We start from the raw sequence: 26,498 nt of genomic DNA, 5'->3' as shown, positions 1-26,498 counted from the left end.
AAAAATGGGTTTCAAATGCGGCATCGTTGGCTTGCCCAACGTCGGCAAGTCGACGCTTTTCAACGCGCTGACCAGGACGGCGGCGGCGCAGGCCGCCAACTATCCGTTCTGCACCATCGAACCGAACACCGGCGAAGTCGCGGTGCCCGACCCGCGCCTGCAAAAAATCGCGGCGATCGGCAAGTCGAAGGAGATCATCCCGACCCGCATCTCGTTCGTCGACATCGCCGGCCTGGTGCGCGGCGCCTCGAAAGGCGAAGGGCTGGGCAACCAGTTCCTGGCCAATATCCGCGAGGTCGACGCCATCGTCCATGTGCTGCGCTGCTTCGAGGATGACGACATCACCCATGTCGAGGGCCGCATCGATCCCGTCGCCGACGCCGAAACCGTCGAGACCGAGCTGATGCTCGCCGATCTCGACAGCCTCGAGCGCCGCATCGTGCAGTTCCGCAAGCGCGCTTCCGGCAAGGACAAGGAGGCGCTGACCGTGCTTCCGATGATGGAAGCCGCCCTTGAACTCCTGCAGGCCGGCAAGCCGGCCCGCATCCTGCTCAAAAACATCTCCGCGGAGGATCTGCGCATCCTGCAGGGGCTGAACCTGCTGACATCGCACCCCGTGCTCTATGTCTGCAATGTCGCCGAGGCCGATGCTGCCACCGGCAACGCACACACCAAAGCGGTCGAACAGATGGCTGCCGCGCAGGGCGCCCGCACCGTGGTGATTTCGGCGGCGATCGAAGCCGAGGTCGCGCAACTCAGCGACGAAGAGGAAATGGAATTTTTGGCAACGCTGGGCCTTGAGGAACCCGGCCTGAACAAGGTCATCCGCGCCGGCTACGAGCTGCTGCAGCTCATCACCTATTTCACCGTCGGGCCGAAGGAGACGCGCGCCTGGACCGTGCACAAGGGCGCCAAGGCGCCACAGGCGGCAGGCGTCATCCACACCGATTTCGAGCGCGGCTTCATCCGCGCCCAGACCATCGCCTACAACGACTTCGTCGCGCTGGGCGGCGAAGTGGCGGCCAAGGAAGCCGGCAAGGCGCGCGACGAAGGCAAGGAGTATGTCGTCCAGGACGGCGACATCATGCTGTTCAAGTTCAACACCTGAGCTGACCGACGGCGCCTTCTTCCTTCTCTGGTGCCAAGCTGGAACACCCCTGCCATGAAAGTAACTTCAAACTCTGTTTTATTTCAATCGGATAGCGACTTGGGCCAAGGGCTCGATTTTAAAACCGATATACCAGAGAAAGCGGCCCGCGCACCTTTCATCTACGATGGCGCCCGGCGCCGGGCGATGTGTCTCATCCGACCTCGCTTCGCGAGGCCACCTTCTCCCACAAGGGGAGAAGGAAGAGCCGTTCCGGAGCGGCTTGACTGCCCGCAATGCCCGGTCTAAGGGGCGCCTGCACCCGGCCCCGGCTTTCGTCGAAAGCGCGTGCAATCCGAAACGACGCGCCCGCTCCAACCTATCCTTTTGGCCTCAGCAACGGAGACCGGCGATGATTAAGGCATTCGTCGTCGACAATGATCGCCTGCGCCTTGCCGACGATCTCCTGGCAAACAGCGACCAGGTCGTCTGGGCCGATCTTGTGAGCCCGACAAAGGAAGAGGAAGCGACCATCGAGGCCTGGCTCGGCGTTGCCATTCCGACGCGCGAGGAGATGGAGGAGATCGAGATTTCGAGCCGCCTCTATGTCGAGGACGGCGCCTATTTCATGACCGCCATTCTGCCGGCCCAGACCGAGGCCGACGATCCCCTGATGTCGCCGGTCACCTTCGTGCTGGCCGGCAACAGGCTGATCACCGTGCGCTACCACGAACCGAAGGCCTTCAAGACGTTTCCGCAGCGTGCCGAGAAGGTGGCGACCGGCTGCACCAGTGGCGACACCATCCTGATCGGCCTGCTGGAGGCGATCGTTGACCGCCTCGCCGACATTCTGGAGCGCGCCGGCCGCGACATCGAGGCGATCTCGCGCGACATCTTCCAGCCAAGCTCGACCAAGGCGTCGAAGCGCAATCGCGATTTTCAGGAATTGCTGAAAGCCATCGGCCGCAAGGAGGACATCGCCTCCTCGATCCGCGACAGCCTGATCTCGCTGCAGCGGCTCGCCGGCTTCCTCACCCACGCCTCGACCCAGACCAAGATGAGCAAGGACATCCGCGCGCGCATCAAGACCCTGTCGCGCGATGTGCTGTCGCTCGCCGACCACGCCACCTTCCTGTCGCAGAAGATCAACTTCCTGCTCGACGCGACGCTCGGCATGATCTCGATCGAGCAGAACGCCATCATCAAGATCTTTTCCGTCGCCGCGGTCATCTTCCTGCCGCCGACGCTGGTCGCCTCGATCTACGGCATGAATTTCAATGTCATGCCCGAACTGACCTGGAACTTCGGCTATCCTTTCGCCATCGTCTTAATGATCCTCTCGGCGATCCTGCCCTTCTGGTATTTCCGCCGCCGCGGCTGGCTGTAGAGGCTTCGGAGCTTCCATTCCCGTTGAGCGTGATGGCCTGGCGCACCAGAAATAACTTGACCGCCCCGCCTGCATCCGGGAAACCCGATCCGTGGCGATCGTACAATCTTGAACCGGATTCCAGACCATGACCGGAAAGAACGAAAAGACCTGGGCCTATGAGGATTTCGTCGAGGGCGCCTCGCTCGACCTCGGCACGAAGCTGGTGAGTGCGGCCGAAATCATCGAATTCGCGCAAGAGTTCGACGCGCAGCCGATGCATCTCGACGAAGCGGCGGGCAGGGCCAGCATCCTTGGCGGGCTGGCGGCCTCCGGCTGGCACACCTGCGCGATGTTCATGCGCATGCTGTGCGACGCCTTCCTGCTGGACTCGACCTCGCAGGGCGCCCCTGGTGTTGATCAGGTCCGGTGGAAGAGGCCGGTGCTGGCCGGCGACATCTTGAGCGGCAGCACCACCGTCCTTGCCAAGCGTCTGTCCAGATCCAAGCCGCAGCTCGGTCTCGTCACTTTGCGCAGCGAGCTTTTCAACCAGCGTGGCGAAGGCGTCTTCGAACTCGAGAACACGGTCATGTTCCTCGCCCGTGATGCCGCACAGGGCCGCTCATGACATTGGACGAGTTCTTCTGCATCGGCGTCACCGTCACCCTCGGCTCGCACAGATTCGAGCCCGAGGCGATCAAGGCGTTCGCCAGGAAATACGATCCGCAGATATTCCATCTCGACGAAGAGGCGGCGAAGAACAGCGTGTTCGGCGGCCTGTGCGCCTCCGGCTGGCACACAGCTGCAACCTGGATGAAGCTGAACCTCGAGACCGGCGTGGAGGCCGAGGGCGTCCGCTGGGCCGGCGCTGGGCCCGCCCCCGAATTCGGCCCCTCGCCCGGCTTCAAGAACCTCAAATGGCTAAAACCCGTCTATGCCGGAGAAACCGTGACCTTCACCCGCACCGCGCTTGCCCACCGCCCCATCGCATCGCGGCCGGGCTGGCGAGTGCTGACACTGCGCTCGGAAGCTTTCGATTCGACCGGCGACAAGGTCATCGAGTTCGAAAGCGCCGTGCTGGTGAAGGTGGAGTGAGGCGCCGTTTTCCCTTCTCCCCTTGTGGGAGAAGGTGGATTGTCGCGAAGCGACAAGACGGATGAGGGGTGCTGGCCGGAGCGCGGGGTGCCAAGCTGGAACACCCCTCATCCGACCTCGCTTCGCGAGGCCACCTTCTCCCACAAGGGAGAAGGAAAGAGCACTTCAATGCCCTTCGAACCCGATCAGCGTCCTGACCGGCACGCCGAGCGCCTCGAGCTTCTCGCGACCACCGAGGTCCGGCAGGTCGATGACGAAGCAGGCGGCGAGGATGTCGGCGCCGATCTGCCGCAGCAGCTTGACCGCTGCCTCTGCCGTGCCGCCGGTGGCGATCAAATCGTCGACGAGGATCACCTTCTCACCCGGAGATACGCCATCCCTGTGCATCTCCATCTCGTCCAGCCCGTATTCGAGGCTGTAGGCGACGCGCACCGTCTCGTAAGGCAGCTTGCCCTTCTTGCGGATCGGCACGAAGCCGGCCGAGAGCTGGTGGGCGACGGCGCCGCCAAGGATGAAACCGCGCGCCTCGATGCCGGCGATCTTGTCGACCTTCTGGCCGGCATAGGGATGCACCAGCTCGTCGATGGCGCGGCGGAAGGCGCGCGCATTGCTTAGCAGCGTGGTGATGTCGCGAAACAGGATGCCCGGCTTCGGATAGTCCGGAATGGTGCGGATTGCGGCAAGCAGCGTGTCTTCGAGCGAAGGTTTCATGGGGCGGCTCTCCGGGCGTTCGTCCGACTTGAAGACATGAAAGGGAATTTCGGCCGATCGTAACTCGGCGCGGCCGGCGACGGCTACCGCGATGTGGCGCCTGGAAGAAAATTGTCCGGCAAAGGACCGGAGCCGGCTACCTTCGGAGGCGGTCTTCGGAGGCAGTCCTCAGAACATGCAAAAAGGGCGCCCATCGACGCCCTTTCGATTTCGTGGTTTTCCGTAGCTCAGTGCGCCACGCCGGCCCACACCTTGCGCTTGGTCAGATAGACCAGCGCGCCGAACAGCAACAGGAAAACCAGCACGCGAAAGCCGGTTTTCTTGCGGGCTTCCAGATGCGGCTCGGCTGCCCACATCAGGAAGGCCGACACGTCGCGGGAATACTGGTCGACCGTCTGCGGCGAGCCGTCGTCATAGGTCACCTGATCGTCGGAAAGCGGGTTGGGCATCTTCAGCGAGACGCCGGCTATGAAGTACGGATTGTAGTGGGTGCCTTCCGGTATCTCCATGCCCGCCGGCGGCTGCTCGTCATAGCCGGTCAGCAGCGAGTGGATGTAGTCGGGACCGCCCTGGGCGTATTGCGTGAAGATGTCGAAGACGAATTGCGGAAAACCGCGCGTGACGCCGCGCGCCTTGGCCAGCAGCGACATATCGGGCGGCGCAGCCCCGCCATTGGCGGCCGCTGCTGCCTGGTCGTTGGGGAACGGCGCCGGGAAATGGTCGGACGGTATGCCGGGACGCTCGAACATGTCGCCGGCATCGTTGGGACCGTCGTTGATCGTGTACTCGGCGGCCAGCGCCTTGACCTGCGCTTCCGAATAGCCAAGGTCTTCCAGCGTGCGAAACGCCACCAATTTCATCGAATGGCAGGTGGCGCAAACTTCCTTGAAGACCTTCAGCCCGCGCTGCAACTGCGCCTTGTCGTAGGTGCCGAAAGGCCCGGCGAAGCTCCAGTCCATCTCCTTCGGCTGGTGTATCGGGAAATGCGTCGGCGCGGCTTCGCTGTGCGCCTCCTCCTGGGCGATCGCCCCGGTGGTCGCGGCCGCGGTGCCTGCCAGCACAAGGCCGAGCAGCGCCAGCGAGGTGAGAATCGTCTTCATACCAAATCCCCTTGAGATTCTCTGGCGCGCTGTCGTCGTCTCGAGCATGATCTTGTCCGAAAACCGGTCTCCACTTTTCGGCGTCATGCTCAGCCCTTGGTTTCCGGCGCGGCTGTCGCGCGAGCCGGATGCCCGCCACCGCCACCCTTGTTCTTCTCGAGAACTGCCTCGGTGATCGAGTTCGGCAATCGCCGCGGCTTCTCGACCAGGCCCAGCACCGGCAGCACGACCAGGAAGAAGGCGAAGTAGAACAATGTCGCCATCTGCGCCATGAAGACGTAGCTGCCTTCAGCCGGCTGCGAGCCCAGCCAGCCAAGCAGGACGGCGTCGATCACGAACAGCCAGAAGAACAGCTTGTACCAAGGCCGGTAGACTGCCGAGCGCACCTTCGAGGTGTCGAGCCACGGCACCAGGAACAGCATGGCGATGGAGCCGAACATCGCGAGCACGCCACCGAGCTTGGAGTTGATCGGCCCGATATTGAAGGTGATGGCGCGCAGGATCGCGTAGAACGGCAGGAAGTACCATTCCGGCACGATGTGGGCCGGCGTCTTCAGCGGGTCGGCGACGACGTAGTTGTCCGGATGGCCGAGAAAGTTCGGCAGGTAGAAGACGAAATAGGCGAAGATGAACAGAAACACCAGCATCCCGAACGCGTCCTTGATGGTCGCGTAAGGCGTGAAGGCGACGGTATCGGTCTTCGATTTGACCTCGATGCCGGTCGGGTTCGACTGCCCGACCACATGCAGCGCCCATATGTGCAGCACGACGACGCCGGCGATCATGAACGGCAGCAGGTAGTGCAGTGAAAAGAAACGGTTCAGCGTCGGGTTGTCGACAGCGAAGCCGCCGAGCAGAAGCTGCTGGATCCATTCGCCGACCAGCGGAATGGCGGTGAAGAAGCCGGTGATGACGGTCGCGCCCCAGAACGACATCTGTCCCCAGGGCAGCACATAGCCCATGAAGCCTGTCGCCATCATCAGGAGATAGATGATGCAGCCGAGGATCCACAGAAGCTCGCGCGGCGCCTTGTAGGAGCCGTAATAGAGGCCGCGGAAGATGTGGATGTAGACGGCGACGAAGAAGAACGACGCGCCGTTCGAATGCAGATAGCGCAGCAGCCAGCCTGAATTCACGTCGCGCATGATCTTCTCGACCGAATCGAAGGCGAGACTGCTGTCCGCCGCGTAGTGCATGGCCAGCACGATGCCGGTCAGCATCTGCGCCGCCAGCATGAGCGCCAGGATGCCGCCGAAGGTCCACGCATAATTGAGGTTGCGCGGCACCGGATAGGCGACGAAGCTGTCATAGACCAGCCGCGGCAGCGGCATGCGGGCGTCGACCCAGCGTCCGATACCGGTCTTTGGCGTATAGGTCGAGTGTCCCTCGCTCATCGAAATGTCCCCTCGCCTCAGCCGATACGGATCTTGGTGTCGGAAATGAACTGGAATACCGGCACCGACATGTTCTCCGGCGCCGGTCCGCCGCGGACGCGGCCGGCGGTGTCGTATGTCGAACCGTGGCACGGGCAGAACCAGCCGCCGAACTCGCCTTCCTGGCCGAGCGGAATGCAGCCGAGATGGGTGCAGACCTGGACCATCACCATCCAGGCCTCCTTGCCCGGCGTGGTACGGTTGGCGTCGGTCGCCGGCGCATCGGCCGGCAGATTGGCGTTGCGGGCGAGCGGATCCTTGAGCTCGGCCAGATTGACCGCCTCGCCGTCCTTCATCTCTTGTTCGGTGCGGTTGCGCACCACCACCGGCTTGCCTCGCCATTTCACCACAAGCGACGTTCCCGGAGTCAGCGAGGAGACGTCGACCTCTACCGAGGCCAGCGCCAGCGTCGAGGCATCCGGGCGCATCTGGTCGATGAACGGCCAGGCGACGGCGCCCGCGCCGACCACCGCGGCCATGCCCGTGGCGACGTAGAGAAAATCACGACGGTTGGGATCCTGGATGTCGGTTGCGCTCACGGGTGCCTGATCCTTTCGCCTCTTCCGTGCCGGTGGCCGAGGCTTGTTCCCCGCTCTTTCACGCCAACCCGACAGCGCATGGCGAACAGGCTAGCGAATTCCTCCGGCAATTGGCCTTCGGTTTATGCGTGAAGCCCGTTTTTGTCCAGACGGGTGAAGGCACAAGGGCAGATTGTCGCGGGGACGCAATTCGACGGCGGGCGGCATGGCGACGAAGACGGCGAAGCCACAGGAAAACAATGGCAAAACCGGCGCCGGTGTTTGCCTCGACAGGAGACCCAGCCTCGGTCTATCCTCGGCTCATGGCGCATGTCATCGACCGCGACAAATGGGCCAGGAGCCCCGACCATTGGCAGGGTGAACTGCAGTGCGGCGCCTACGGCTCCAGAAGCTGCCTGATCTTCAACCATCTGCCGGAGATCGGCGGCGGCCCGCGGCTGCACATGCATCCCTATTGCGAGATTTTCATCATCCGCACGGGCACCGGGCTGTTCACCGTCGGCGACCGGCAGATCGAGGCGTCGGCTGGCCAGATCCTGATCGTGCCGCCGAACACGCCGCACAAATTCACCAATCTCGGCCCCGGCCCGCTGGAGACCACCGACATCCACGAAAACGGCAGTTTCATCACCGAATGGCTCGAGTAGGCCATGATCACGAACCGAAGGTCCGCGTCAGCGAAAACCGGAAAGCGGTTTTCGGAAAAGATCATGGTCGAACTAGTGGTAAAAATCTGACGCTTGGTACCCGAGGTTACAACTGCTTTGGTGGAGAGCGGAAGTACCAGGAATTGTCATCTGTAGCAGGATTGAGAACCAAAACTGACATTCGATGATGCGTGGCAGCTCGTGTAAGCGAAGATCCGATTTTCTGGAATCTTGCGGATCTTCGCTTGGGTGCCGCCTCAGCTCATCCAAAACATTCGCGCCACCCCGGGAAATGTCGCCTCAAGATGCGCAGTCGCAGTAATGGAAGGTGGCGAGGTAGCCGGGGAGTACACGCATGAACTCCTGTTGATGGGTCCAAGCTCTGCATTCGGCCATGGAGGTCATGGGTTTCACCTGGGGGAGCGTGATTAGCTTCCCCTGGTTGGTCAGATGGATTGCGACAGCGATAGCGGTGAACATGGCGCGGTCATCCATCGACTTCAGGCTGGCGACATTGTGACTGCCGGAGTTGGGACGAACGTCGTCCGAGGCAACCTCGTTGACATGATCAGAGCCACAGATTCGTGCGGTGCGGGAATCCGCTGTTGCAGCGGTTTGCGCTGCCAAAAGAAGCGCCAGAGCAATGATGAGCTTGGTGCGATTCATTTCGTCCTCCGTTCCATCCGGTGCTGCAAGGATCGCTTGGAGGCGCCGGTCGAATGGGCTAAACTAGGAAGCGCGCCAGGAAGGTGAAATGTCCCGAACGGCCCCTGAAATTGACCTGAAATCTGCTGAAACGATCACGTTTCGCGGTTTTGTCTTCCTGACGAAATGCAAGGAACTCCGAACCCTCGAAGGCAAAGCGGTCAATCTTCGCAGCCAGTCCGCCGAGGTGCTCTCCGCGCTTGCGGCGCAACCGGGCGAGATCGTGTCCAAGGATGCGCTGATGCAGGCGGTTTGGCCCGATACCTTCGTCACCGACGACAGCCTCACCCAATGCATTGCCGATATTCGCCGCGCGCTGGGAGACGACAAGCACATGATCGTGCAAACCCTTCCGAAGAGAGGCTACCGGCTGAACGCCGATCCATCGGACGCGGCGGAGCCAAACGCCGCGTCCCGGCCGGGAACCAGGCAGGACACGATTCTCGCGACGCGTCTTCATTCTTGCCGCACTCGTTCTCGTTGCGGCAGCCATCGGCGCATACTACGGCACGGAGACTTGGCGAGTCGCTCCGGTTCCTTCGAGCGACATGCCGAGGATTGCGATCCTTGCCTTCGACGACTTCAGTACCGGTGCGGACAAGGGTTATCTCAGCGATGCCGTCGCTGAGGGCATCATCACCGAGTTGGCGCGGAGCAAGACTTATGCCGTCATCGCCCGGAACTCGAGCTTCAGGTACCGCGACCAGCCGGTCGACGCCAGGCAGATTGGAGATGAGCTCGGCGTCGACTACCTGCTCGAAGGCAGCCAGCAGAAGATCGGAAACCGGCTGAAAGTGACGGCCCAGTTGCTGAACGCGCATGACGGATCGCATGTCTGGGCCAACACCTACAACCGCGAGATTGGCGATCTTTTTGTCGTCCAGGAGGAGATCATCCGCACGCTTGCGGATCGGGTCGGGCGCAGGATCGAGCGCCCGCTGCCACAGAGCGACGCCGCGCAGGTCAGCGCACTGAGCTATGTCCAGATGGGGTTTGCCGAGACCGACAAGGACTTCTCTGCCGCGGGGAACGAGCTACTACGGCAGTTCAGCCTCAAGGCGGTCGAAGCGGATCCAGACTCCCAGTACGGCTATATCGGGATGGCCTTTGCCTATCGCAATGACGCGCTATTCTGGCACAAGCAGGAGAACAACCCCGACGAGGCGTTGAAGCGCGGCGCCGAATACGCGGACAAGGCAATCCTGCTCGCTCCGGACGATGCCAACGCGCATTATGTCCGCGCCAAAATTCATACCGAAGCCGGAGAGATCGAGCAGGCCATTGCTCGGTACGATCAAGCGATCGCGCTGAATCCCAGCGCCTCGAATATCCTCGCCGGCAGTGCGTCCCCGCTGATCTTTGCCGGCCGAATCGACGAAGCGATCGATCGGATCGAGCAGGCCAAGGGCATCGATCCTTTCCATCCTGACTGGTACCACTGGGACATGGGCTGGGCGCTGTGGGAAAAGAACGATTGCGAGGCTGCGCTGACGGCGATGCGGAAAATGGCCAGAATGCCGAGCGGCGCTCATCGAATGCTTGCGGGGATCCACGCCTGCCTGGGAAACGAGAGGGAGGCAAAGGAAGCGCTTGCGGTTTTCCTCAATGACTCGCCCGGCGACTCCATCAGCAAACAACGCAAGCAGTGGGAGAAGATGTGGGCCGCTCCCAGCCTGGAGCGCTGGATCGAACACATGCGGTTCGCGGGTTTGCCGGAGTGACGCCGACCTTTTGCCGCCCGGCAGAAGACCGATTGGCCGCTAAACCTTTCAAGTCTTTGGACGTATAAGCGCTGATTGTCCTCAAAGCGGCATCACCCTTTGCCAGGAACATTGGTGCGGGAAAGCCGGCAATAGGGCCGACTTGCGCCATAATGCGCTCGCACTCGAGCTTCTGGAACGGGTCGAAGTCGGTATTTCCTCTTCGGTAGCACGAGATTTTCAACACCATTGTCTATTTCGCGCCAAGCCTGGCCAGCACGGCCTTGGGAATATTGTATTCCCGGATCACTGCGTCGTGCTTGCGCAAGCCGCACAATTCGCGCTGGATGAAGTAGGCGTGGACCGCCTCGGCCGCGTCCTTGAGCAGCCGGGCGCGATGCTCGCCATCGTCGCCATGCTCTCGCAATCTCGCCAGCGTCTCATCCACGCGTCGGCCGGCGCGGCCGAGCGCCGCCGCCTTTTCGCCGAGGATTTCATTGCCGAGCAGGTCGAGCGCGCTCTCCTGCGCCCCCGACCGTCCGAAATTCGATGGCATTCGCACCGACATGATTCACTCCGGTTTTTGCTGAAATATGGCCCTACTCCGCCGGCCGCGTCTCCTCCAGCACGCGCTCCTCGTTGAACAGGAAGCCGCCGGACTGCCGCTTCCACAACCGCGCATAGAGCCCGTCTAGCGCCACCAACTCGTCATGCGTGCCTTGCTCGACGATGCGACCCCCGTCGAGCACCACCAGGCGATCGAGTGCAGCGATGGTCGACAGCCGGTGCGCGATGGCGATGACCGTCTTGTTCTCCATCAGCCGCGCCAGGTTTTCCTGGATGGCCGCCTCGATGTCGGAATCGAGCGCCGACGTCGCCTCGTCGAGTATCAGGATCGGCGCGTCCTTGAGGAAGACGCGGGCGATCGCCACGCGCTGGCGCTGGCCGCCGGACAATTTCACGCCGCGCTCGCCGACAAAGGCCTCATAGCCCTGGCGATCGCGATTGTCGCGCAAGTCGAGGATGAAGTCGTGCGCCTCGGCCTTCTTCGCGGCCGCGATCACCTCGGCGTCGGTTGCTTCCGGCATGCCGAGCTTGATGTTGTCGCGCAAGGAACGGTGGAAAAGCGCGGTATCCTGGCTGACGACGCCGATGTTGGCACGCAGCGAATTCTGCGTCACCTTCGAGACGTCCTGGCCGTCGATGGTGATCTTGCCGGCCTCAAGCTCGTAGAGGCGCAGGATCAGATTGGCCAGCGTCGTCTTGCCGGCGCCGGACGGACCGACCAGTCCGACCTTCTCGCCCGGCCGCACGACAAGATCGATGCCGTTGAGCACGCCGAATCCCTTGCCGTAGTGGAACTCGACATTGTTCACTTCGATCCGGCCGCCGGTCACGACAAGCTCCTTGGCGTCGGGCGCATCGGTCAGGCCGAGCGGCTGCGAGATCAGCGCCTTCGAGTTTTCCAGCACGCCGAGATTCCGCAGGATGCTGTTGAGCTGCATCATCAGCCGGCCGAGCAGCATGTTGAGCCGCAACACCAGGGACAGCGTGAAGGCGACGGCGCCGACGGTGATCGAGCCTTCGATCCAGAGATAGACGGCAAAACAGGCGATCGCGGTGATCATGATCCCCGACAGCGTCGTCAGCGCCATGCGCACGCCGGTCAGCCTGCGGGTGAACGGGCGCAGCGCATCGAGATAGATATTGAAGCCGCTCCTGATGTATCGGTCGTCGCCATCGGCGGAGAACAGCTTCAGCGTCTGCACGTTCGAGTAGGAATCGACGAAGCGGCCGGTGATCATCGAACCGGCCTCTGCGGTTTGCTCGGCATGCTTGCGGATCGCCGGCAGATAGCGCCTGGCCAGCCAGCCGAAGGCGGTGATCCAGATCACCACCAGCGCCGCCAGCCGCAAGTCGAGGCCGGCGACCAGCACCAGCGTCGTCACCGTATAGACGACCATGAACCAGACGACCTCGATGAAGCTTTGCATCAAATCGCCGGTCGCCTGCCCGGCCTGCCAGACTTTTGTTGCGATGCGGCCGGCGAAATCGTTCTGGAAGAAGTTGTAGGACTGGCGCGAGACATGGCGGTGCGCCTGCCAGCGCACCAGGTTGTAGAAGCCGGGGGTGATAGTCTGCTCGTCGACCAGCGCCGCCAGGCCGACGACGATGGTGCGGATGACCAGCACCACGGCGGCCATGAAGACAAGTTCGGGGCCGGCGGCAGTCCACAGCGCGTCCCAGCTGCGCTCGCCGGGAAGCTGGTCGAGAATGTCGACCAGCCTGCCGACGAAGTAGAACAACCCAGCCTCGACCAGCGGCGCAATGCCGCCGATGACAAGCATGGCGAAGAAGGCGATCTTCGCCTGGCCGACATAGTGCCAGAGGAAACCGCTGACGCTGACCGGTGGCCGAAGGTCCGCGGGCTCCCTGAACGGATAAACCCAGTTCTCGAACCAGCGATAGACGGCAATCATCATTCGGCGGCCATCATTCTGGTGCCATCATTCTGCGGCCCATCATTCTGCTGCCCATCATTCCGCTGCTTGACCCTTCACAATGGCATCGTTGGCGGCCGCACCCTCGTCGAGCAGGAAGCCGCCCGACTGACGCTGCCAAAGCTGCGCATAGAGCCCGCCGCTGGCAACGAGTTGCTCATGCGAACCCTCCTCGATGACGCGGCCCTTGTCCATGACGACGAGCCGGTCCATCGCCGCGATGGTCGAGAGCCGGTGCGCGATGGCGATGACGGTCTTGCCTTGCATGAGCTTATAAAGGTTCTCCTGGATCGCCGCCTCGGCCTCTGAATCGAGCGCAGACGTCGCCTCGTCGAGGATGAGGATCGGGGCGTCCTTCAGCATGACACGGGCAATCGCGATGCGTTGGCGCTGGCCGCCTGACAATTTGACGCCACGATCGCCGACATGCGCATCGAAACCGGTGCGGCCACTGGCGTCCGAAAGCCTTGATATGAAATCAAGCGCCTCGGCGCGGCGTGCTGCCTCGACCAGCATCTCGTTGCTGGCGTCCGGTCGGCCATAAAGGATGTTCTCGCGCACCGAGCGATGCAGCAGCGAGGTATCCTGCGTGACCATGGCGATCTGGGCGCGCAGCGAATCCTGCGTCACCGCCGCGATTTCCTGGCCGTCGATCAGGATCCTGCCGCTTTCAAGGTCGTAGAAGCGCAACAGCAGGTTGACCAGCGTCGACTTGCCGGCGCCCGAGCGGCCGACGATGCCGACCTTTTCGCCCGGCTTCACCGTCAGCGACAGGCGTTCGATCATGCCTTTCTGCTTGCCGTAGTGGAAGCGGATGTCCTCGAAACGGATCTCGCCCTTGGTCACGACAATGTCCTTGGCGCCCGGCCTGTCTTCGACGACGCGCGGCAGCGAGATCGAGCTGATGCCGTCCTGCACCGTGCCGATATTCTCGAACAGGGTGGACATCTCCCACATGATCCACTGCGACATGCCCCAGAGCCGAAGCACGAGGCCGATGACCAGGGCGACGGCGCCGATCGTCACCACCTGGCCGAGCCACAGCCACAGCGAGATCGCAGTGACCGAAAACAACAGCAGTGAGTTGAGGACGTAGAGCAGGCCGTAGAGCTGCGTCACCAGCCGCATCGACCGGTAGACCGTATCGAGAAAGCTGGCCATGCCTTCCCGGGCGAAGGACGCCTCGCGCCGCGCATGCGAGAACAGCTTGACCGTCTGGATGTTGGAGTAGCTGTCGACGACGCGGCCGGTCATGGTCGAGCGCGCGTTGGCCTGCTCCTCGCCGACCTTGCCCAATCGCGGGATGAAATAGCGCAGCAGCAAGACATAGCCGGCAAGCCAGACGGCAAGCGGTGCCGCCAGCCGCCAGTCGGCCGAGCCGACAATCAACAGCATGCCGAGGAAATAGACCACGACATAATTGAGCACGTCGATGAGCTTGATGACGCATTCGCGCACGGCGAGCGCCGTCTGCATCAGCTTGGTCGCGATGCGTCCGGCGAACTCGTCCTGGTAGAAGGCCATCGACTGCTTGAGCAGATAGCGATGCACCTGCCAGCGGATACGCATCGGATAGTTGCCCATCAGCGTCTGCTGGTTGAGGAGCGCATGGAACCAGACCGTCGCCGGCAGCGCGAAAATCACGATGAAAGCCATGCCTGCGAGCTTCCAGCCCTCGGTCTGCAGGAATGTCTCGCGATTCTGCACCGACAGCCAGTCGACGATCCGGCCCATGAAGCCGAACATCCACACCTCGGCAAGGGCGATAGCCGTCACCAGCATCGCATCGATTGCGATGTAGGGCCACGCGCCGCGCGTATAGTGGACGCAGAAGGCGATCAGCGTCTTCGGCGGCTCGACCGGCTCCTCGGCAGGGAACGGATCGAGCCTTGTTTCAAACCAGCGGAACATTGTCTTGGTACTCACATGCTCGTTTTCGCTCACGCCGCGCGGGAGTGCGTAGCGTCCTGGGAGCGCATGGCGTCATGGTTCGCGTGGCAGCAAGGACCGGCGTCCCGGAATCACCCGGGCCGCCGATCCTGCTTCGCGCAATATAGGATGTCGCGGGCTTTTCGCCGACAGGCTCGTTTGACGATCCTGACAGCGCTGTGTCGACGACCCGGAGTTTCGCGCCGGTTTTTGCGCCAGGGCGGATCAGCCTGATGATCCGGCGCACCAGCGACGGCCGGCTGCGGTCGGGAACCGCGCGCGAGAAATCGACGTCCGGCAGCATGCCGCGATGTGGGCGCCGGCGGGTTTCGGCGTGAACCGCCGACGAGTAGGTTTCGCCAACCAACAGCGCCCAGGTCGCCATCCTGCGCTCGTGCAGGTTTCTTGAGCCGGGAATTTTGCAGGGATCGAACATCGGTCCGTCCTCCATGTGAAAATAGGGAAGAAAATCCGGCCTGTTCGCAGGTGAATGGCCAGCGAAAGGCGGGGGTTGAACAGCGGCGTGCTCAGGCGGGGCGTTCAGCCCCTTCGACAGCTTGAAAAACATCGCAGGATTCCTTCGAAGACCGAAAAAGGGTTTCGGCTAAGAATCGGTGCGATCGAAATCTAAAAGGTCAGGAGAATCGTCGAACCGAAACCGCCGGCAGGCTGGTAAGCCCACATGAGGGGCGCTGGATGTGCATGATCATCATGAATTACCCCTCCATCGGTTCGGGTTGACAATGCCCGGCGTATAACCGACTTCGCAGAAAATGACCACCCGCCGGTCCAGAAATTTCCAAAACCGCGAACCTGTTGTGGCCGATCTGCCACTTATTAGAAGGATGCGGAAATGAACAACCGTCTCCGCATCGCGCTCTACCAGCCGGATATCGCCGGCAACACCGGGACAATCCTGCGCTTCGCGGCTTGCCTCGGTCTCGGCGTCGACATCATCGAACCGGCCGGCTTCCCGCTCTCCGACCGGGCGCTGAAACGGGCCGGCATGGATTATCTCGAAATGGCGGCGCTGACCCGGCATGTCGACTGGCAAGCCTTCGAGCACTGGCGCAGAGGCGAAGCGCGGCGGCTGGTGCTGCTGTCGACCAGAGCCGCGACCGCCTACACCGATTTCGCCTTCGCCGATGCCGACATTCTTCTGTTCGGCCGCGAATCCGCAGGCGTGCCTGACCCTGTCCACGAAGCGGCGGATGCGCGACTGATCATCCCGATGCAGCCGGGCGCGCGCAGCATCAACGTCGCGCTTTCCGTCGCGATGGTGGCCGGCGAGGCGATCCGGCAGCTCGGATAGGATTTGCAGATCCTCAGCGGGTGCAGCGATTATGGCGGCTTTCTCGCCGACGACCGCACCGCCACTTGTCATTCTCACCCAGGCGCACATCGCCTTCTCCTGCGGTTTGCATATCAAGGGTTTCTTCGTTACAAGCTCAACTTAACTTGAGGTCAAGCGGAAAAGTTCGAATGGTTGCGGTGACGGAATTGACGGTCGGCCAGGTGGCCACGCGCAGCGGGGTGGCAGTGTCGGCGCTGCATTTCTACGAGGCGCGCGGATTGATCCGCAGCCACCGCACATCAGGCAACCAGCGGCGCTACGGCCGCGACGTGCTGCGGCGGGTGGCGATCATCAAGGTGGCACAGGAGGTCGGCATCTCGCTGGCCGAGATCGGCGAGGCATTGGCATCGCTGCCTGAAGGCCGCACGCCGACGCGCGGGGACTGGAATGTGCTTTCAACCGCCTGGCGCGACCAGCTCGATCGCAAGATTGCCCAGTTGAAGAAGCTGCGCGACGGGCTGACCGACTGCATCGGCTGCGGCTGCATGTCGATCGACAAGTGCCCGCTGCGCAACAAGGAAGACCGGCTGAGCGCCCAAGGCCCGGGCGCAAGGCGGTTGTTGGTCACTCGCTAATCCGCCGCCGGCAATCGCCTGATGGTGAATTCGATGACGTCGCCCGGCCGCTCGAACCAGCTTTCGATTTCGGTCCAGTAGGCCTGCTTGGGAAAGCGCTCGAACCATTCCTTCGCCTTGAGCCGCGCATCGGAGCGCGGCAGGACGAAGGTCTCGCGCAAAAACCCGTCGCGCGGCATGCGCTCGCGCTCGGCGCGCGAACGGTCGAGCCTCTTCTTCAGGCCATCCAGCGGCGGTCTTGCCGGAGTGCGCACGAAAGAACTCCATTCACACTTGACCCTTGCACCTAAGAGATTAGGGATCGCGGCCGGAAAAGACGAGTCATTTGTCGGGGTACGCCCCCGACAACCGGAGACAGCATTTGCAACGACCCGAAATACCGGCGGGGCTGCCGGCCGACATCGAACAGAAGAAGATGAAGGCGCGGCTGTGGTTCGAGACGCTGCGCGAGCGCATCTGCGCCGCCTTCGAGCAGATCGAACAGGACCTGCAGGGGCCGCAGGCTTCATGGTCGCCCGGCCGCTTCGAAAAGACGCCGTGGCAGCGCGACGCCGGCAAGGGCGGCGGCGGCACCATGTCGATGATGCGCGGCCGCGTCTTCGAGAAGGTCGGCGTCCACACCTCGACGGTCTACGGCGAGTTCTCGCCGGAGTTCAGGAAGCAGATGCCGGGCGCCGAGGAGGACCCGCGCTTCTGGGCGAGCGGCATTTCGCTGATCGCCCATCCGTGGAACCCCAACGTGCCGGCGGTGCACATGAACACGCGCATGGTCGTAACCTCGCGCCAGTGGTTCGGCGGCGGCGCCGACCTGACGCCGGTGCTCGACCGTCGCCGCACCCAGGAGGACCCGGACACGATCGCCTTCCACCGCGCCATGCAATTTGCCTGCGAGAAGCACGCTGGCGTCGCCGACCACGCGAAATTCAAGGCCTGGTGCGACGAGTATTTCTATCTGCCGCACCGCAACGAACCGCGCGGCACCGGCGGCATCTTCTTCGACTGGCTGCATTCGGACGAGGACAGAGGCGGCTGGAACGCCGATTTCAACTTCGTCCAGGATGTCGGGCGCACTTTTCTCGTCGTCTACGGGCATCTGGTGCGGGCCAATTTCAACGACAACTGGACCGACGGCGACCGTGAAGAACAGCTCATTCGCCGCGGCCGCTATGTCGAATTCAACTTGCTTCACGATCGCGGCACCATCTTTGGGCTGAAGACCGGCGGCAACGTTGCCGCGATCCTGTCCAGCCTGCCGCCAGAGGTGAAATGGCCGTAAAATCTCGGTGAGTTGGACGTGAGTCGCAATCGGGTCCAAATCGCAGGATTCTGGCGGCGAATGTGGCGCGCAGAATATCTTTTTCGTCTAATATCCATTTGAAAAAGCAAGACTATTTTTCGTTACGGGCCGGGAAACGCCGGCGGTTCTCGCCTCCCTGGAACCGCGACCCGACGCGACTGGACGGCCCATGATTAAGTAGGGCACCTTCCCAAAATGGTGCCCTCATTTTCCAGGAGAGCATGCCATGCGCAAGCTTATTATGTCGGTTGCGGCTGCTGCCGTTCTTGCCTCTGGTGGCGCTGCCTTCGCAGCGGTCAAGCACACCACGGGCACGATCAAGACTTACGATGGAACGGCGATGAGCCTTGTTCTGGATAACGGATCTACCTTTACGCTGCCCAAGGCCTTCAAGAATCCTGGCCTGAAGGCTGGCGAAAAGGTCCGCGTTTCGTGGGACATGAGCGGCAAGCACAAAATTGCCGAGGCAGTCACGATCGTGAAGTGATGGCCTGCCCGCGGGAGCAAGACGAGGTCTTGCCTCCAGAGCAAGACACAGTCTTGTCTCCGGGGTAGCGTCAAAAGGGCGGAGCAGCGATGCTCCGCCTTTTTCGGTCTCTGCAGCAACCAAAACCATTCGATCGTGTTATGCTGGTTCGGCCAGCGCATGACCCGAAAACCGAACCGGTTCCGACAGAGATCATGCGTCGATCAAAGGTGCTGGAGCTTCCGTGTCAGAGCAGATGCGGCGCTCCGAGGAGGAAAAGGGAGAAATCCGATGAAGGAATTCCACTGCGGCTCGCTGGTTCCGGGTTGTGACTGGCATACGCGCGCCGACGAGGAAGCCGAGATCATGCGGCGCGCCGTCGAGCATATGCGTGAGACGCATGGCGAGACGATCATTCGCGAAACGATGATCGAAGCGATCCGTTCGCGCATCGAAAAGGCTCGCGACGCGGCCTGATTTGCCTAATTTTCGAGTGCTTCTGTGGCGCGCTTGAGAAGTGCGCCGCGATCCAGCGCAAAGCCGGACTCGATCCACTCGTTTTCGAGGTTCTTCAGGGTTGCGCCGAGTTTCGGCCCAGGCGACGCGCCAAGCCTCGTCAGATCGGCGCCCTTGAGCGGAAAGCCGGGCTTTTTCCATTTTCCGGCAAAGGCCAGCAGCCGCGAGACGCCGCCAGCTTCGAGCAGCGCGTCGTTGTCCTCGACGGCGCGGGCTCGAGCGGAAGCGAGCGACAGCCGCAAGCGATCGACTATGCCTTGACGATCGCCGCGATAGAGCCGTTTTGCGAGTCCCGCTTCGGTCGTCTTCGGCTCGACGGGCGCTGTCAGCGCCCACTGCCTGAGGCGACCGGCGTCGCTGACGGAGAACCTCAACCGCTCAGCGAGCGTCTTCATCCGCGCTGCGTCCGGTGGCACGATCGCTTCCAGCCTGAGCAGCGGGTCCGGCGCCCAGCCGAGATCCTTCTCCGCCCTGGTCAGCGCATGGATCGCATCGATGCCCCATTTCTCGCTCTCCGGCAGAACGCTGGTGAGCACGCCCGCCTGGCGCATCCACAGCAGGGCGCGCGATGGATCGGGGGCCGACAGCAGCTTCTTCAGTTCGGACCAGACGCGCTCGACCGAGAGTTGGCCAAGCCCCTCCTTGAGCCGGGCGCAAGCCTTCAGCCCTTCGGCATCCGGCCGGCCGTCGCCATACCAGGCGAAGAAGCGGAAAAAGCGCAGGATGCGCAGATAATCCTCGCGGATGCGCGCCTCCGGATCGCCGATGAAGCGCAGCCGGCGCGCCTCGATATCGGCAATGCCGCCGACCAGGTCGACGATCGTGCCGTCGGCCTCGGCATAGAGCGCGTTGATGGTGAAATCGCGCCGTTCCGCATCGGCTTTCCAGTCGCGTCCGAACGACACTTTTGCCCGCCGACCGTCGGTCTCGATGTCGGCGCGCAGCGTGGTCACCTCGAACGGCTTGCCGCCGGCGACAATGGTGATGGTGCCGTGCTCGATGCCGGTCGGCACCGCCTTGAAGCCTGCCGCCTCGGCGCGGCGGATGGTCTCGTCAGGCACGGTCGTGGTGGCGATATCGACGTCGGCGACCGGCTGGCCGATGAGCGCATTGCGCACCGCACCGCCGGCGACGCGCGCCTCCTCGCCGCCATCCGACAAAGCCGCCAGCAGCCGCTGCAAATGCCGTTCCCCGAGCCAGTCGGCTTTGCCCGCGAGCGACATCCGGCCGCTCACGTATAGAGCCTTTCATAGAGCGTGCGGATGATGCCCGCGGTGACGCCCCAGATGTGTTGTCCGTCATAGGGCATTTCGTAGAAGACCCATTCGAGATCGTTCCACATGCGGCTGTCGCGGCCGTGGTTGGCCGGGTCCATCAGAAAGCGCAGCGGCACTTCGAAGGCGGCGTCGACCTCATCGGAATTCAGCGTCAGCGAAAAGTCCGGCCGCACTATTCCCAGCACCGGGGCGATCCGGTAGCCGCTGCCGGAGACGTAATCGGGCATGCGGCCGATGATCTCGACCCGATCCTGGCCAAGCCCGATCTCCTCGAATGTCTCGCGCAATGCCGCCGCCTCCGGGCTCGGGTCGGTAGGATCGATCGTGCCTCCGGGAAAGGCCACCTGCCCCGAATGGTTGCGCAGCTTTTCCGCCCGCTTGGTCAGCAGAAGCGTTGCGTCGCGCCCGTGATCGACCACCGGGATCAGCACGGCGGCATCGCGCAGCGCCTTTGCGAGCTTCAAACGCGGATGTCCCGGGTTGAAGCGATGGTCACCATAGTCGTCAGCGGCATGCGCCAGCGGCTGCGCCGCGACGCGGGCGCGAAAATCCTCGGCCGAAAACGGCGCCGGCGTCACTTGGTCCATAGTGTCACCTGGTTCATCGCGTCACCTGGTCCATCATGCCCCGGTTCATTTGGCCCCGGTCCATTTGGCCCCGGTCCATTTGGCGTCGCCCTCTCATGCGCTCAGCCGCTGCAGTTTTTCCGCCGGCATGATCGGATAGACCGCACCTTTCGAGCGGACCGCAAACATCCTTCGGCCGCCGACCTCGATCTCCTCGCCATGCTCGACCAATTCATACATGACCGGCCGCGCCACCAGCGCCTCCAGCCGTCCGCGCACCAGAACATAGGGTTTCAGCCCGCCGGTTGCCTCCTCGTCGACAAAGCGCAGCGGATGCTCCAGCCCGGCCTCGACCACATCGCCGACATTGGTACGAAAGGTGATGACCTGGCCATCGCCGGTGCCGCAAACATCCATCTCGACGGCGATGAACGGCGCATCGACGACGCGGATGCCGACCCTTTCCACCGGCGTCACCAGGTAGGTCCTGCCGTCTTCGTCCTTGCGCAGCACGGAGGAAAACAGCTGCACCAGCGGCATGCGGCCGATCGGCGTGCCCTGGTAGAACCAGGTGCCGTCCTGTCTGATCTCCATGTCGAGATCGCCGCAAAAGGCCGGATTCCAACGATCCACCGGCGCCGGTCCTTTGCCCGCGCGGGCGGCACGCGAGATCAGCGCCTCCAGTCCGAGCGCCGCGGTCGCGGTCGTCAAACTTCCTTCACGATCTTCGGCGCGTTCTGTCATGGTCACGAAATAGTCACTGTTGTTCCGCTTGTCAGCCTAAGTCAGTGATTTAAGTTCAAAGACAGGCGCCACGCGAGGCCGAATCGCGGCACTCTGTGGCGTCGAAGCTGCAAGCCGGTATTTCCAACGAGAAGGATCGATGCTGCATGAGCGTGATGATCAAGGAAAGCCCGATCAGCGAAGAGGACATGATCGCCCTGGCCGAGACGGCGCTGGCCGACATTTCCAGGGTTCGCGAGGGCGTCGGCCGCGTCATCTTCGGCCAGGAAAGCGTCGTCGAACGCACGCTGGTGGCGCTGCTGGCAGGCGGCCATGCGCTGCTGGTCGGCGTGCCCGGCCTCGCCAAGACCAAGCTGGTCGAGACGCTGGGCATCGTGCTCGGCCTCGATTCCCGCCGCATCCAGTTCACGCCCGACCTGATGCCGTCCGATATTCTCGGCTCCGAGGTGATGGAGCAGGACGAATTCGGCAAGCGCTCGTTCCGCTTCATCTCCGGGCCGATCTTCGCGCAACTGCTGATGGCCGACGAGATCAACCGCGCCTCGCCGCGCACCCAGTCGGCGCTGCTGCAGGCGATGCAGGAATACCACGTCACCATTGCCGGTGTCCGCCATGACCTGCCGGCGCCCTTCCACGTGCTGGCGACGCAGAACCCGCTGGAGCAGGAGGGTACCTATCCGCTGCCCGAGGCGCAGCTTGACCGTTTCCTGATGCAAGTCGACATCCTCTATCCGGAAATCGAGGCGGAGCGCCGCATCCTCCTGGAGACCACCGGCATTGAGGACGCCAAGGCGCAGAACGTGCTGCAGCCGGCGCGGCTGAAGGAGATCCAGACCCTCATTCGCCGCATGCCGGTGCCGGAAAGCGTCGTCGAGGCGATCCTCCAACTGGTGCGCTCGGCGCGCCCCGGCCAGGGCAATGCCGAGACCGACAAGCACGTCGCCTGGGGCCCGGGCCCGCGCGCCAGCCAGTCGCTGACACTGTGCGCCCGCGCCCGCGCCCTTTATGACGGACGGCTGGCGCCGTCGATCGACGATATCAGAGCGCTGGCCGAGCCGGTGCTGCAGCACCGCATGGCGCTGACCTTTGCCGCCCGTGCCGAGGGCACGACCGTGCGCGACGTGGTGGCGAAACTGGCAAAAGGCATCTGATGGCGCGTATAGGCGAGGCCCAGGCTCCGGCGGCGACGCGTGACGCGCTCGCCCGCGGCCGGTTGCGGGCATCGCTGGTGCCGGACCTGCTAGTCGAGGCGCGTCGCATCGTCAACACGGTGATCGCCGGCTGGCACGGCCGCCGCAAGCGCGGCATCGGCGAGAATTTCTGGCAGTTCCGGCCCTATGTCGAGGGCGACTCCTCGCGCATCGACTGGCGCCGCTCGGCCCGCGACGACCACATCTATGTGCGAGACCGCGAATGGGAGGCCGCCCATACGGTGTGGCTGTGGGCAGATCCCTCGCCTTCCATGCTCTACAAATCGACCGGCGCCACGGTCTCGAAGGAGTCCCGCGCGCTGGTGCTGGCGCTGGCCATGGCCGAGCTTCTGTCGCGCAGCGGCGAGCGCATCGCCTGGCCCGGGCTGACCGATCCGTTCACCGCCCGCAACGGCGCCGAGCGGATCGCAGCACAACTCAGCCATGCCGGCGAATTGCCGGCAAAGCCCGACCTGTCCGCAATCCGCCGCTTCTGCGACATCGTCATCGTCAGCGACTTCCTCGATCCGGTCGAGGACACCATCGCCTGGCTTGACGTGCTCGCCCGCCACGGCGTGCGTGCCCATCTGATCGAGGTCGCCGACCCGGCCGAGGAGAGATTCCCCTATGCCGGCCGCACCGAATTCACCGATCCCGAGACCGGCGACAAGCTGACCGCGGGCCGCGCCGAAACGCTGGGCGATGACTACCGACTGCTTTACATCGCCCGCCGCCAGGAACTGACCGACTGGTGCAAGCGCCTCGGCTGGAGCTTTACCGTCAACCACACCGACCGCCTCGCCTCCGATGCGCTGGTGCGTGTCCACATGGCGATGACCGTCGATGGCAGCTCAGCCGGGAGGATCCGCGCATGAGCTGGCTGCCGCTCTCCTTCGGGGCGCCGATGGTGCTGTGGGGCCTTCTGGCCCTGCCGGTGATCTGGTGGCTTTTGCGGTTCACCCCGCCCAAGCCGCAGACCGAGGTCTTCCCGCCGCTGAAGATCCTGGCCCGCGTGCTGAAGCGCGAGGAGACGCCGCAGCAGAGCCCGTGGTGGCTGACGCTGCTCAGGCTGCTGATGGCGGCCCTTATCGTTGCGGCTCTGGCCGAACCTGTCTTCAATCCGCGTGAAAGACTGCCGGCCGAGGGCACCGCTCTTGCGCTGGTCATCGACAATGACTGGGCAAGTGCCGCCGACTGGGGCCAGCGCGTCGCCACTGCCGAACGGCTGATCACCGATGCCAGCTCCAACGACGTGCCTGTCATCATCGCCTTCACCGCCGAAAAACCGAATGCCGAGATCGGCCCGTTCGACGCCGCCACCGCGCTCGACCGGCTGCGCGCGGCAAAGCCGCGGCCGATCCCGACCGACCGCCCGGCCGTCTATGCCCGCGTCGCGACAACCCTGGAGAGCTTGCCGGGCGCCAGCGTCGCCGTGCTCGCCGACGGTCTGGCGGCGGAAGGCGACGAGGCCGCCTTCAACACGCTTCTGTCTAAGAACGCCGCCCGTGTCGTCTGGGCCGCCTCCGACCGGCCTGGCTTGATCGGCCTGACTGGCGCCGACAACCAGGTGGACGGCTTCGAGCTGACCGCAATCCGCGCGCCGGGCGATCCGGCGCCGGCTCAGGTGACCGCCGGCGCCTTCGACGACAAGGGCCGCCGCATCGCCGACGCCACGCTGACCTTCTCACCGGGCGAATCCACCGCCACCGGCACGATGGCGGTGCCGTTCGAGCTGCGCAACGACTTCGCCTCGATCGCGCTCGACGGTCAGCGGCAGGCCGGTGCCGTCCGCGTGCTCGACGAGAGTTCCAAGCGCCGCCGCGTCGGACTGCTGTCGCAGGCCGAAGCCGACCAGGCGCAGCCGCTTCTGTCGCCGCTGTACTACATCCGCCGCGCGCTGCAGCCCTTCGCCGATCTGGCCGAGCCGTCGAGCGCCGACCTTGCCGACGCCATCCCGCAGCTCCTCGACCAGAAGCCGGCGATGATCGTCATGGCCGATGTCGGCACCATTCCGCAGCCGGTGCGGCAAAGGCTGGTCGACTGGGTCGACAATGGCGGCACGCTGGTGCGATTCGCCGGCTCGCGGCTGGTCGCCGCCGGCAATGACGACGACCTGCTGCCGGTCAGGCTGCGCACCGGCGAGCGCTCGCTCGGCGGCGCGCTGTCGTGGACGACGCCGCAGCCGGTCACCGATTTTCCGAAGACCGGCCCCTTCGCCGATCTCGCTCCGCCGGCCGAGGTCACCGTCACCAGGCAGGTGCTGGCCGAGCCGACGCCCGATATCGTCGAGCGCAGCTGGGCGACGCTTGCCGACGGCACGCCGCTGGTGACCGGTATGAAGAAGGGCAAAGGCACGCTCGTCCTGTTCCATGTCACGCCGGAGGCGACCTGGTCGAACCTGCCGATCTCCGGCAGCTTCGTCGAGATGCTGCGCCGCATCGTGCAACTGTCGCGCAACCAGGGTGCGGCGGTCGCCAATGCCGAAGCCGCCGCCGCCTCACTGGCGCCCTACCGCATGATATCAGCCGATGGCACGCTGGTGCCGCCGACGCCGGATGCACGGCCGCTGGTGCCGGGTGCCGGCCCGCTGCCGGTGACGTTCGAGAATCCGCCCGGCCTGTATGGCTCCGACACCGGCGTCATCGCTCACAATCTGCTCAATGCCGAAAGCCGCTTGGCGCCGCTGGTCCGTCCTCAGATCACCGTGCCGGTCACCACCGTCCAGTACGCTTTCGACGAATCGCACAATTTGAAGGGCCCGTTGGTGGCGGCAGCTCTCCTGCTGATGGTCCTTGATACGCTGGCGGTGTTCTGGATGGGCGGCCTGTTATCGCGCCGGCCGCGCCGCGCCGGCAAAGCCGCCGCAACCACCGCCGCCCTGCTGATTGCGCTCGGCGCCCTGGTCGGCCACACCGACATCGCCCGCGCCGACGATGCCAAACCCGGTGATGAGCGGGCGATCGAGGACATTTCGAAAACCCGGATCGGCTATGTGCAGACCGGCGACCGGAGCGTCGATTCGATCAGCCAGGCCGGGCTGGAGGGCCTGACCCGCTTCCTGATCGAGAAGACCGCGCTCGAGCCGGGGGCGCCGGCCAGCGTCGATATCTCGAAGGACCAGCTTGCCTTCTATCCGCTGATCTATTGGCCGATCGATCCTGCCGCGCCGATGCCGAGCCAGGCCGCGATCGCCCGCGTCGACGCCTATATGCAGCAGGGCGGCACGGTGCTGTTCGACACGCGCGACCAGTTCGCCACCGGCATCGGCGCGGAGCAGGCCAGCCCGGCGACGGAGCGGCTGCGCGACATCCTCGGCAACCTCAACGTGCCGGCGCTGGAGCCGGTGCCGTCGGACCATGTGCTGACCAAATCCTTTTACATCCTGCCTGAGTTTCCCGGACGCTTCGCCGGTGGCCCGCTCTGGGTCGCGGCGTCGCTCGAAGCCAGCAACACCGAGAACCGCCCGGTACGCACCGGCGACGGCGTCTCGCCGATCATGATCACCGCCAATGATTTCGCCGGCGCCTGGGCGGTCGACGAGAATGGCGACCCGCTTTTGCCGACCGTGCCGTCGGATCCGATGCAGCGCATTTATGCGCTGCGCGCCGGCGTCAACATCATGATGTACATGCTGACCGGCAACTACAAATCCGATCAGGTGCATGTGCCGGTGCTGCTCGAACGGCTGGGGCAGTAAGCC

The 26,498-nt window shown here is 63.7% G+C and carries 28 protein-coding genes; 15 read left to right on the top strand and 13 right to left on the bottom strand.

Features of this window, described 5'->3' with window-relative positions; genetic code table 11:
- The first annotated feature begins 4 nt into the window (after positions 1-4).
- The 4 genes from ychF to AC0L3H_RS22480 all read left to right on the top strand — a co-directional run bounded on the left by ychF (position 5) and on the right by AC0L3H_RS22480 (position 3,548).
- Complete coding sequence (gene ychF, locus AC0L3H_RS22495) at positions 5-1,108, top strand: redox-regulated ATPase YchF (protein ID WP_473586932.1); 1,104 nt, start codon at positions 5-7, stop codon at positions 1,106-1,108.
- Positions 1,109-1,499: 391 nt separating this feature from the next.
- Positions 1,500-2,474 carry a magnesium/cobalt transporter CorA gene (corA, locus tag AC0L3H_RS22490; protein WP_473586931.1) on the top strand — a complete coding sequence of 325 codons (975 nt, stop codon included), beginning with the start codon at positions 1,500-1,502 and terminating at the stop codon, positions 2,472-2,474.
- A 127-nt stretch (positions 2,475-2,601) separates the two neighbouring features.
- Positions 2,602-3,081 carry a MaoC family dehydratase gene (locus tag AC0L3H_RS22485; protein ID WP_287316643.1) on the top strand — a complete coding sequence of 160 codons (480 nt, stop codon included), beginning with the start codon at positions 2,602-2,604 and terminating at the stop codon, positions 3,079-3,081.
- A complete protein-coding gene (locus AC0L3H_RS22480) occupies positions 3,078-3,548 on the top strand; it encodes a MaoC family dehydratase (protein WP_091598427.1) in 471 nt (156 codons plus the stop codon). The genes AC0L3H_RS22485 and AC0L3H_RS22480 overlap by 4 nt, the downstream gene beginning before the upstream one ends.
- Positions 3,549-3,713: 165 nt before the next feature.
- Here the strand turns inward: AC0L3H_RS22480 and AC0L3H_RS22475 are convergent, their stop codons facing one another.
- The 4 genes from AC0L3H_RS22475 to petA form a co-directional block, all read right to left on the bottom strand.
- Complete coding sequence (locus AC0L3H_RS22475) at positions 3,714-4,259, bottom strand: adenine phosphoribosyltransferase (RefSeq protein WP_029349931.1); 546 nt, start codon at positions 4,257-4,259, stop codon at positions 3,714-3,716.
- 227 nt (positions 4,260-4,486) lie between these two features.
- The gene (locus tag AC0L3H_RS22470) at positions 4,487-5,359 is read right to left on the bottom strand and encodes a cytochrome c1 (RefSeq protein WP_091598432.1); all 873 of its coding nucleotides are present in this window, start codon (positions 5,357-5,359) and stop codon (positions 4,487-4,489) included.
- Between the two features lie 89 nt (positions 5,360-5,448).
- Positions 5,449-6,753, bottom strand: a complete 1,305-nt coding sequence (locus tag AC0L3H_RS22465; RefSeq protein ID WP_091598435.1) for a cytochrome b — start codon at positions 6,751-6,753, stop codon at positions 5,449-5,451.
- Positions 6,754-6,770: 17 nt separating this feature from the next.
- Entirely contained in the window at positions 6,771-7,331 is a 561-nt protein-coding gene (gene petA / locus AC0L3H_RS22460) for a ubiquinol-cytochrome c reductase iron-sulfur subunit (RefSeq protein WP_077380015.1), read from the bottom strand.
- 302 nt (positions 7,332-7,633) lie between these two features.
- Here petA and AC0L3H_RS22455 point away from each other — a divergent pair, with 302 nt between their 5' ends.
- Positions 7,634-7,978 (top strand): cupin domain-containing protein, encoded by a 345-nt coding sequence (locus tag AC0L3H_RS22455; protein ID WP_473586962.1) that lies wholly within the window; start codon positions 7,634-7,636, stop codon positions 7,976-7,978.
- 300 nt (positions 7,979-8,278) lie between these two features.
- Here AC0L3H_RS22455 and AC0L3H_RS22450 read toward each other — a convergent pair whose 3' ends face one another.
- Positions 8,279-8,644 (bottom strand): hypothetical protein, encoded by a 366-nt coding sequence (locus AC0L3H_RS22450; protein ID WP_473586930.1) that lies wholly within the window; start codon positions 8,642-8,644, stop codon positions 8,279-8,281.
- 88 nt (positions 8,645-8,732) lie between these two features.
- Between AC0L3H_RS22450 and AC0L3H_RS22445 the strand changes: the two genes are divergently transcribed.
- Both AC0L3H_RS22445 and AC0L3H_RS22440 read left to right on the top strand, forming a co-directional pair.
- Positions 8,733-9,311 carry a winged helix-turn-helix domain-containing protein gene (locus AC0L3H_RS22445; protein ID WP_473586929.1) on the top strand — a complete coding sequence of 193 codons (579 nt, stop codon included), beginning with the start codon at positions 8,733-8,735 and terminating at the stop codon, positions 9,309-9,311.
- Positions 9,232-10,404: a tetratricopeptide repeat protein gene (locus tag AC0L3H_RS22440; RefSeq protein WP_473586928.1), complete on the top strand. Its 1,173-nt coding sequence runs from the start codon at positions 9,232-9,234 to the stop codon at positions 10,402-10,404. Before AC0L3H_RS22445 ends, AC0L3H_RS22440 begins: the two co-directional genes overlap by 80 nt.
- Before the next feature lie 232 nt (positions 10,405-10,636).
- Here the strand turns inward: AC0L3H_RS22440 and AC0L3H_RS22435 are convergent, their stop codons facing one another.
- From AC0L3H_RS22435 to AC0L3H_RS22420, 4 genes are read right to left on the bottom strand one after another with little or no spacing between them, the layout of a single operon-like run.
- The gene (locus tag AC0L3H_RS22435) at positions 10,637-10,951 is read right to left on the bottom strand and encodes a DUF6665 family protein (RefSeq protein ID WP_473519242.1); all 315 of its coding nucleotides are present in this window, start codon (positions 10,949-10,951) and stop codon (positions 10,637-10,639) included.
- Positions 10,952-10,982: 31 nt separating this feature from the next.
- Entirely contained in the window at positions 10,983-12,866 is a 1,884-nt protein-coding gene (locus AC0L3H_RS22430) for an ABC transporter ATP-binding protein (RefSeq protein ID WP_473586927.1), read from the bottom strand.
- A gap of 54 nt (positions 12,867-12,920) precedes the next feature.
- Entirely contained in the window at positions 12,921-14,795 is a 1,875-nt protein-coding gene (locus AC0L3H_RS22425) for an ABC transporter ATP-binding protein (protein WP_473586961.1), read from the bottom strand.
- Complete coding sequence (locus tag AC0L3H_RS22420; RefSeq protein WP_236387485.1) at positions 14,779-15,249, bottom strand: hypothetical protein; 471 nt, start codon at positions 15,247-15,249, stop codon at positions 14,779-14,781. The genes AC0L3H_RS22425 and AC0L3H_RS22420 overlap by 17 nt, the downstream gene beginning before the upstream one ends.
- A gap of 417 nt (positions 15,250-15,666) precedes the next feature.
- Between AC0L3H_RS22420 and AC0L3H_RS22415 the strand changes: the two genes are divergently transcribed.
- Positions 15,667-16,125 (top strand): tRNA (cytidine(34)-2'-O)-methyltransferase, encoded by a 459-nt coding sequence (locus AC0L3H_RS22415; protein ID WP_091598453.1) that lies wholly within the window; start codon positions 15,667-15,669, stop codon positions 16,123-16,125.
- Positions 16,126-16,295: 170 nt separating this feature from the next.
- A complete protein-coding gene (soxR, locus tag AC0L3H_RS22410; protein ID WP_473586926.1) occupies positions 16,296-16,742 on the top strand; it encodes a redox-sensitive transcriptional activator SoxR in 447 nt (148 codons plus the stop codon).
- Here soxR and AC0L3H_RS22405 read toward each other — a convergent pair.
- Entirely contained in the window at positions 16,739-16,996 is a 258-nt protein-coding gene (locus AC0L3H_RS22405; protein WP_006202578.1) for a hypothetical protein, read from the bottom strand. The two genes, soxR and AC0L3H_RS22405, sit on opposite strands and share 4 nt — an antisense overlap.
- Positions 16,997-17,103: 107 nt before the next feature.
- Between AC0L3H_RS22405 and hemF the strand changes: the two genes are divergently transcribed.
- The 3 genes from hemF to AC0L3H_RS22390 all read left to right on the top strand — a co-directional run bounded on the left by hemF (position 17,104) and on the right by AC0L3H_RS22390 (position 18,982).
- Entirely contained in the window at positions 17,104-18,018 is a 915-nt protein-coding gene (hemF, locus tag AC0L3H_RS22400; protein WP_473586925.1) for an oxygen-dependent coproporphyrinogen oxidase, read from the top strand.
- 247 nt (positions 18,019-18,265) lie between these two features.
- Positions 18,266-18,526 (top strand): DUF1344 domain-containing protein, encoded by a 261-nt coding sequence (locus AC0L3H_RS22395; protein ID WP_473586924.1) that lies wholly within the window; start codon positions 18,266-18,268, stop codon positions 18,524-18,526.
- 270 nt (positions 18,527-18,796) lie between these two features.
- Positions 18,797-18,982 (top strand): DUF1059 domain-containing protein, encoded by a 186-nt coding sequence (locus AC0L3H_RS22390; protein WP_023799945.1) that lies wholly within the window; start codon positions 18,797-18,799, stop codon positions 18,980-18,982.
- Positions 18,983-18,987: 5 nt separating this feature from the next.
- Here AC0L3H_RS22390 and AC0L3H_RS22385 read toward each other — a convergent pair whose 3' ends face one another.
- From AC0L3H_RS22385 to AC0L3H_RS22375, 3 genes are all read right to left on the bottom strand, one after another.
- The gene (locus AC0L3H_RS22385) at positions 18,988-20,244 is read right to left on the bottom strand and encodes a CCA tRNA nucleotidyltransferase (protein WP_473586923.1); all 1,257 of its coding nucleotides are present in this window, start codon (positions 20,242-20,244) and stop codon (positions 18,988-18,990) included.
- A gap of 8 nt (positions 20,245-20,252) precedes the next feature.
- Positions 20,253-20,885 (bottom strand): CoA pyrophosphatase, encoded by a 633-nt coding sequence (locus AC0L3H_RS22380; RefSeq protein ID WP_473586922.1) that lies wholly within the window; start codon positions 20,883-20,885, stop codon positions 20,253-20,255.
- 93 nt (positions 20,886-20,978) lie between these two features.
- Positions 20,979-21,608 (bottom strand): DUF1285 domain-containing protein, encoded by a 630-nt coding sequence (locus tag AC0L3H_RS22375; RefSeq protein WP_473586960.1) that lies wholly within the window; start codon positions 21,606-21,608, stop codon positions 20,979-20,981.
- Positions 21,609-21,754: 146 nt separating this feature from the next.
- Here AC0L3H_RS22375 and AC0L3H_RS22370 point away from each other — a divergent pair, with 146 nt between their 5' ends.
- The 3 genes from AC0L3H_RS22370 to AC0L3H_RS22360 are packed head-to-tail and all read left to right on the top strand — an operon-like array spanning position 21,755 to position 26,495.
- Entirely contained in the window at positions 21,755-22,759 is a 1,005-nt protein-coding gene (locus tag AC0L3H_RS22370) for an AAA family ATPase (protein ID WP_023799949.1), read from the top strand.
- On the top strand, positions 22,759-23,673 hold the full coding sequence (locus AC0L3H_RS22365) for a DUF58 domain-containing protein (protein WP_023799950.1): 915 nt from the start codon (positions 22,759-22,761) through the stop codon (positions 23,671-23,673). The genes AC0L3H_RS22370 and AC0L3H_RS22365 overlap by 1 nt, the downstream gene beginning before the upstream one ends.
- Positions 23,670-26,495 carry a DUF4159 domain-containing protein gene (locus AC0L3H_RS22360; RefSeq protein WP_473586921.1) on the top strand — a complete coding sequence of 942 codons (2,826 nt, stop codon included), beginning with the start codon at positions 23,670-23,672 and terminating at the stop codon, positions 26,493-26,495. The genes AC0L3H_RS22365 and AC0L3H_RS22360 overlap by 4 nt, the downstream gene beginning before the upstream one ends.
- Positions 26,496-26,498: the final 3 nt, after the last annotated feature.

Source organism: Mesorhizobium sp. WSM4816, assembly GCF_055811535.1.
The sequence above is the reverse complement of the archived record's forward strand: the minus strand, read 5'-3'. Positions and strand labels throughout refer to the sequence as shown.

Coding starts and splice junctions, on each gene's coding strand:
- ychF (WP_473586932.1), top strand. CDS start 5: ATGGGTTTCAAATGCGGCATCGTTGGCTTGCCCAACGTCGGCAAGTCG.
- corA (WP_473586931.1), top strand. CDS start 1,500: ATGATTAAGGCATTCGTCGTCGACAATGATCGCCTGCGCCTTGCCGAC.
- AC0L3H_RS22485 (WP_287316643.1), top strand. CDS start 2,602: ATGACCGGAAAGAACGAAAAGACCTGGGCCTATGAGGATTTCGTCGAG.
- AC0L3H_RS22480 (WP_091598427.1), top strand. CDS start 3,078: ATGACATTGGACGAGTTCTTCTGCATCGGCGTCACCGTCACCCTCGGC.
- AC0L3H_RS22475 (WP_029349931.1), bottom strand. CDS start 4,259: ATGAAACCTTCGCTCGAAGACACGCTGCTTGCCGCAATCCGCACCATT.
- AC0L3H_RS22470 (WP_091598432.1), bottom strand. CDS start 5,359: ATGAAGACGATTCTCACCTCGCTGGCGCTGCTCGGCCTTGTGCTGGCA.
- AC0L3H_RS22465 (WP_091598435.1), bottom strand. CDS start 6,753: ATGAGCGAGGGACACTCGACCTATACGCCAAAGACCGGTATCGGACGC.
- AC0L3H_RS22455 (WP_473586962.1), top strand. CDS start 7,634: ATGGCGCATGTCATCGACCGCGACAAATGGGCCAGGAGCCCCGACCAT.
- AC0L3H_RS22450 (WP_473586930.1), bottom strand. CDS start 8,644: ATGAATCGCACCAAGCTCATCATTGCTCTGGCGCTTCTTTTGGCAGCG.
- AC0L3H_RS22445 (WP_473586929.1), top strand. CDS start 8,733: ATGTCCCGAACGGCCCCTGAAATTGACCTGAAATCTGCTGAAACGATC.
- AC0L3H_RS22440 (WP_473586928.1), top strand. CDS start 9,232: ATGCCGAGGATTGCGATCCTTGCCTTCGACGACTTCAGTACCGGTGCG.
- AC0L3H_RS22435 (WP_473519242.1), bottom strand. CDS start 10,951: ATGTCGGTGCGAATGCCATCGAATTTCGGACGGTCGGGGGCGCAGGAG.
- AC0L3H_RS22430 (WP_473586927.1), bottom strand. CDS start 12,866: ATGATGATTGCCGTCTATCGCTGGTTCGAGAACTGGGTTTATCCGTTC.
- AC0L3H_RS22425 (WP_473586961.1), bottom strand. CDS start 14,795: ATGTTCCGCTGGTTTGAAACAAGGCTCGATCCGTTCCCTGCCGAGGAG.
- AC0L3H_RS22420 (WP_236387485.1), bottom strand. CDS start 15,249: ATGTTCGATCCCTGCAAAATTCCCGGCTCAAGAAACCTGCACGAGCGC.
- AC0L3H_RS22415 (WP_091598453.1), top strand. CDS start 15,667: ATGAACAACCGTCTCCGCATCGCGCTCTACCAGCCGGATATCGCCGGC.
- soxR (WP_473586926.1), top strand. CDS start 16,296: ATGGTTGCGGTGACGGAATTGACGGTCGGCCAGGTGGCCACGCGCAGC.
- AC0L3H_RS22395 (WP_473586924.1), top strand. CDS start 18,266: ATGCGCAAGCTTATTATGTCGGTTGCGGCTGCTGCCGTTCTTGCCTCT.
- AC0L3H_RS22390 (WP_023799945.1), top strand. CDS start 18,797: ATGAAGGAATTCCACTGCGGCTCGCTGGTTCCGGGTTGTGACTGGCAT.
- AC0L3H_RS22385 (WP_473586923.1), bottom strand. CDS start 20,244: ATGTCGCTCGCGGGCAAAGCCGACTGGCTCGGGGAACGGCATTTGCAG.
- AC0L3H_RS22380 (WP_473586922.1), bottom strand. CDS start 20,885: ATGGACCAAGTGACGCCGGCGCCGTTTTCGGCCGAGGATTTTCGCGCC.
- AC0L3H_RS22375 (WP_473586960.1), bottom strand. CDS start 21,608: ATGACAGAACGCGCCGAAGATCGTGAAGGAAGTTTGACGACCGCGACC.
- AC0L3H_RS22370 (WP_023799949.1), top strand. CDS start 21,755: ATGAGCGTGATGATCAAGGAAAGCCCGATCAGCGAAGAGGACATGATC.
- AC0L3H_RS22365 (WP_023799950.1), top strand. CDS start 22,759: ATGGCGCGTATAGGCGAGGCCCAGGCTCCGGCGGCGACGCGTGACGCG.
- AC0L3H_RS22360 (WP_473586921.1), top strand. CDS start 23,670: ATGAGCTGGCTGCCGCTCTCCTTCGGGGCGCCGATGGTGCTGTGGGGC.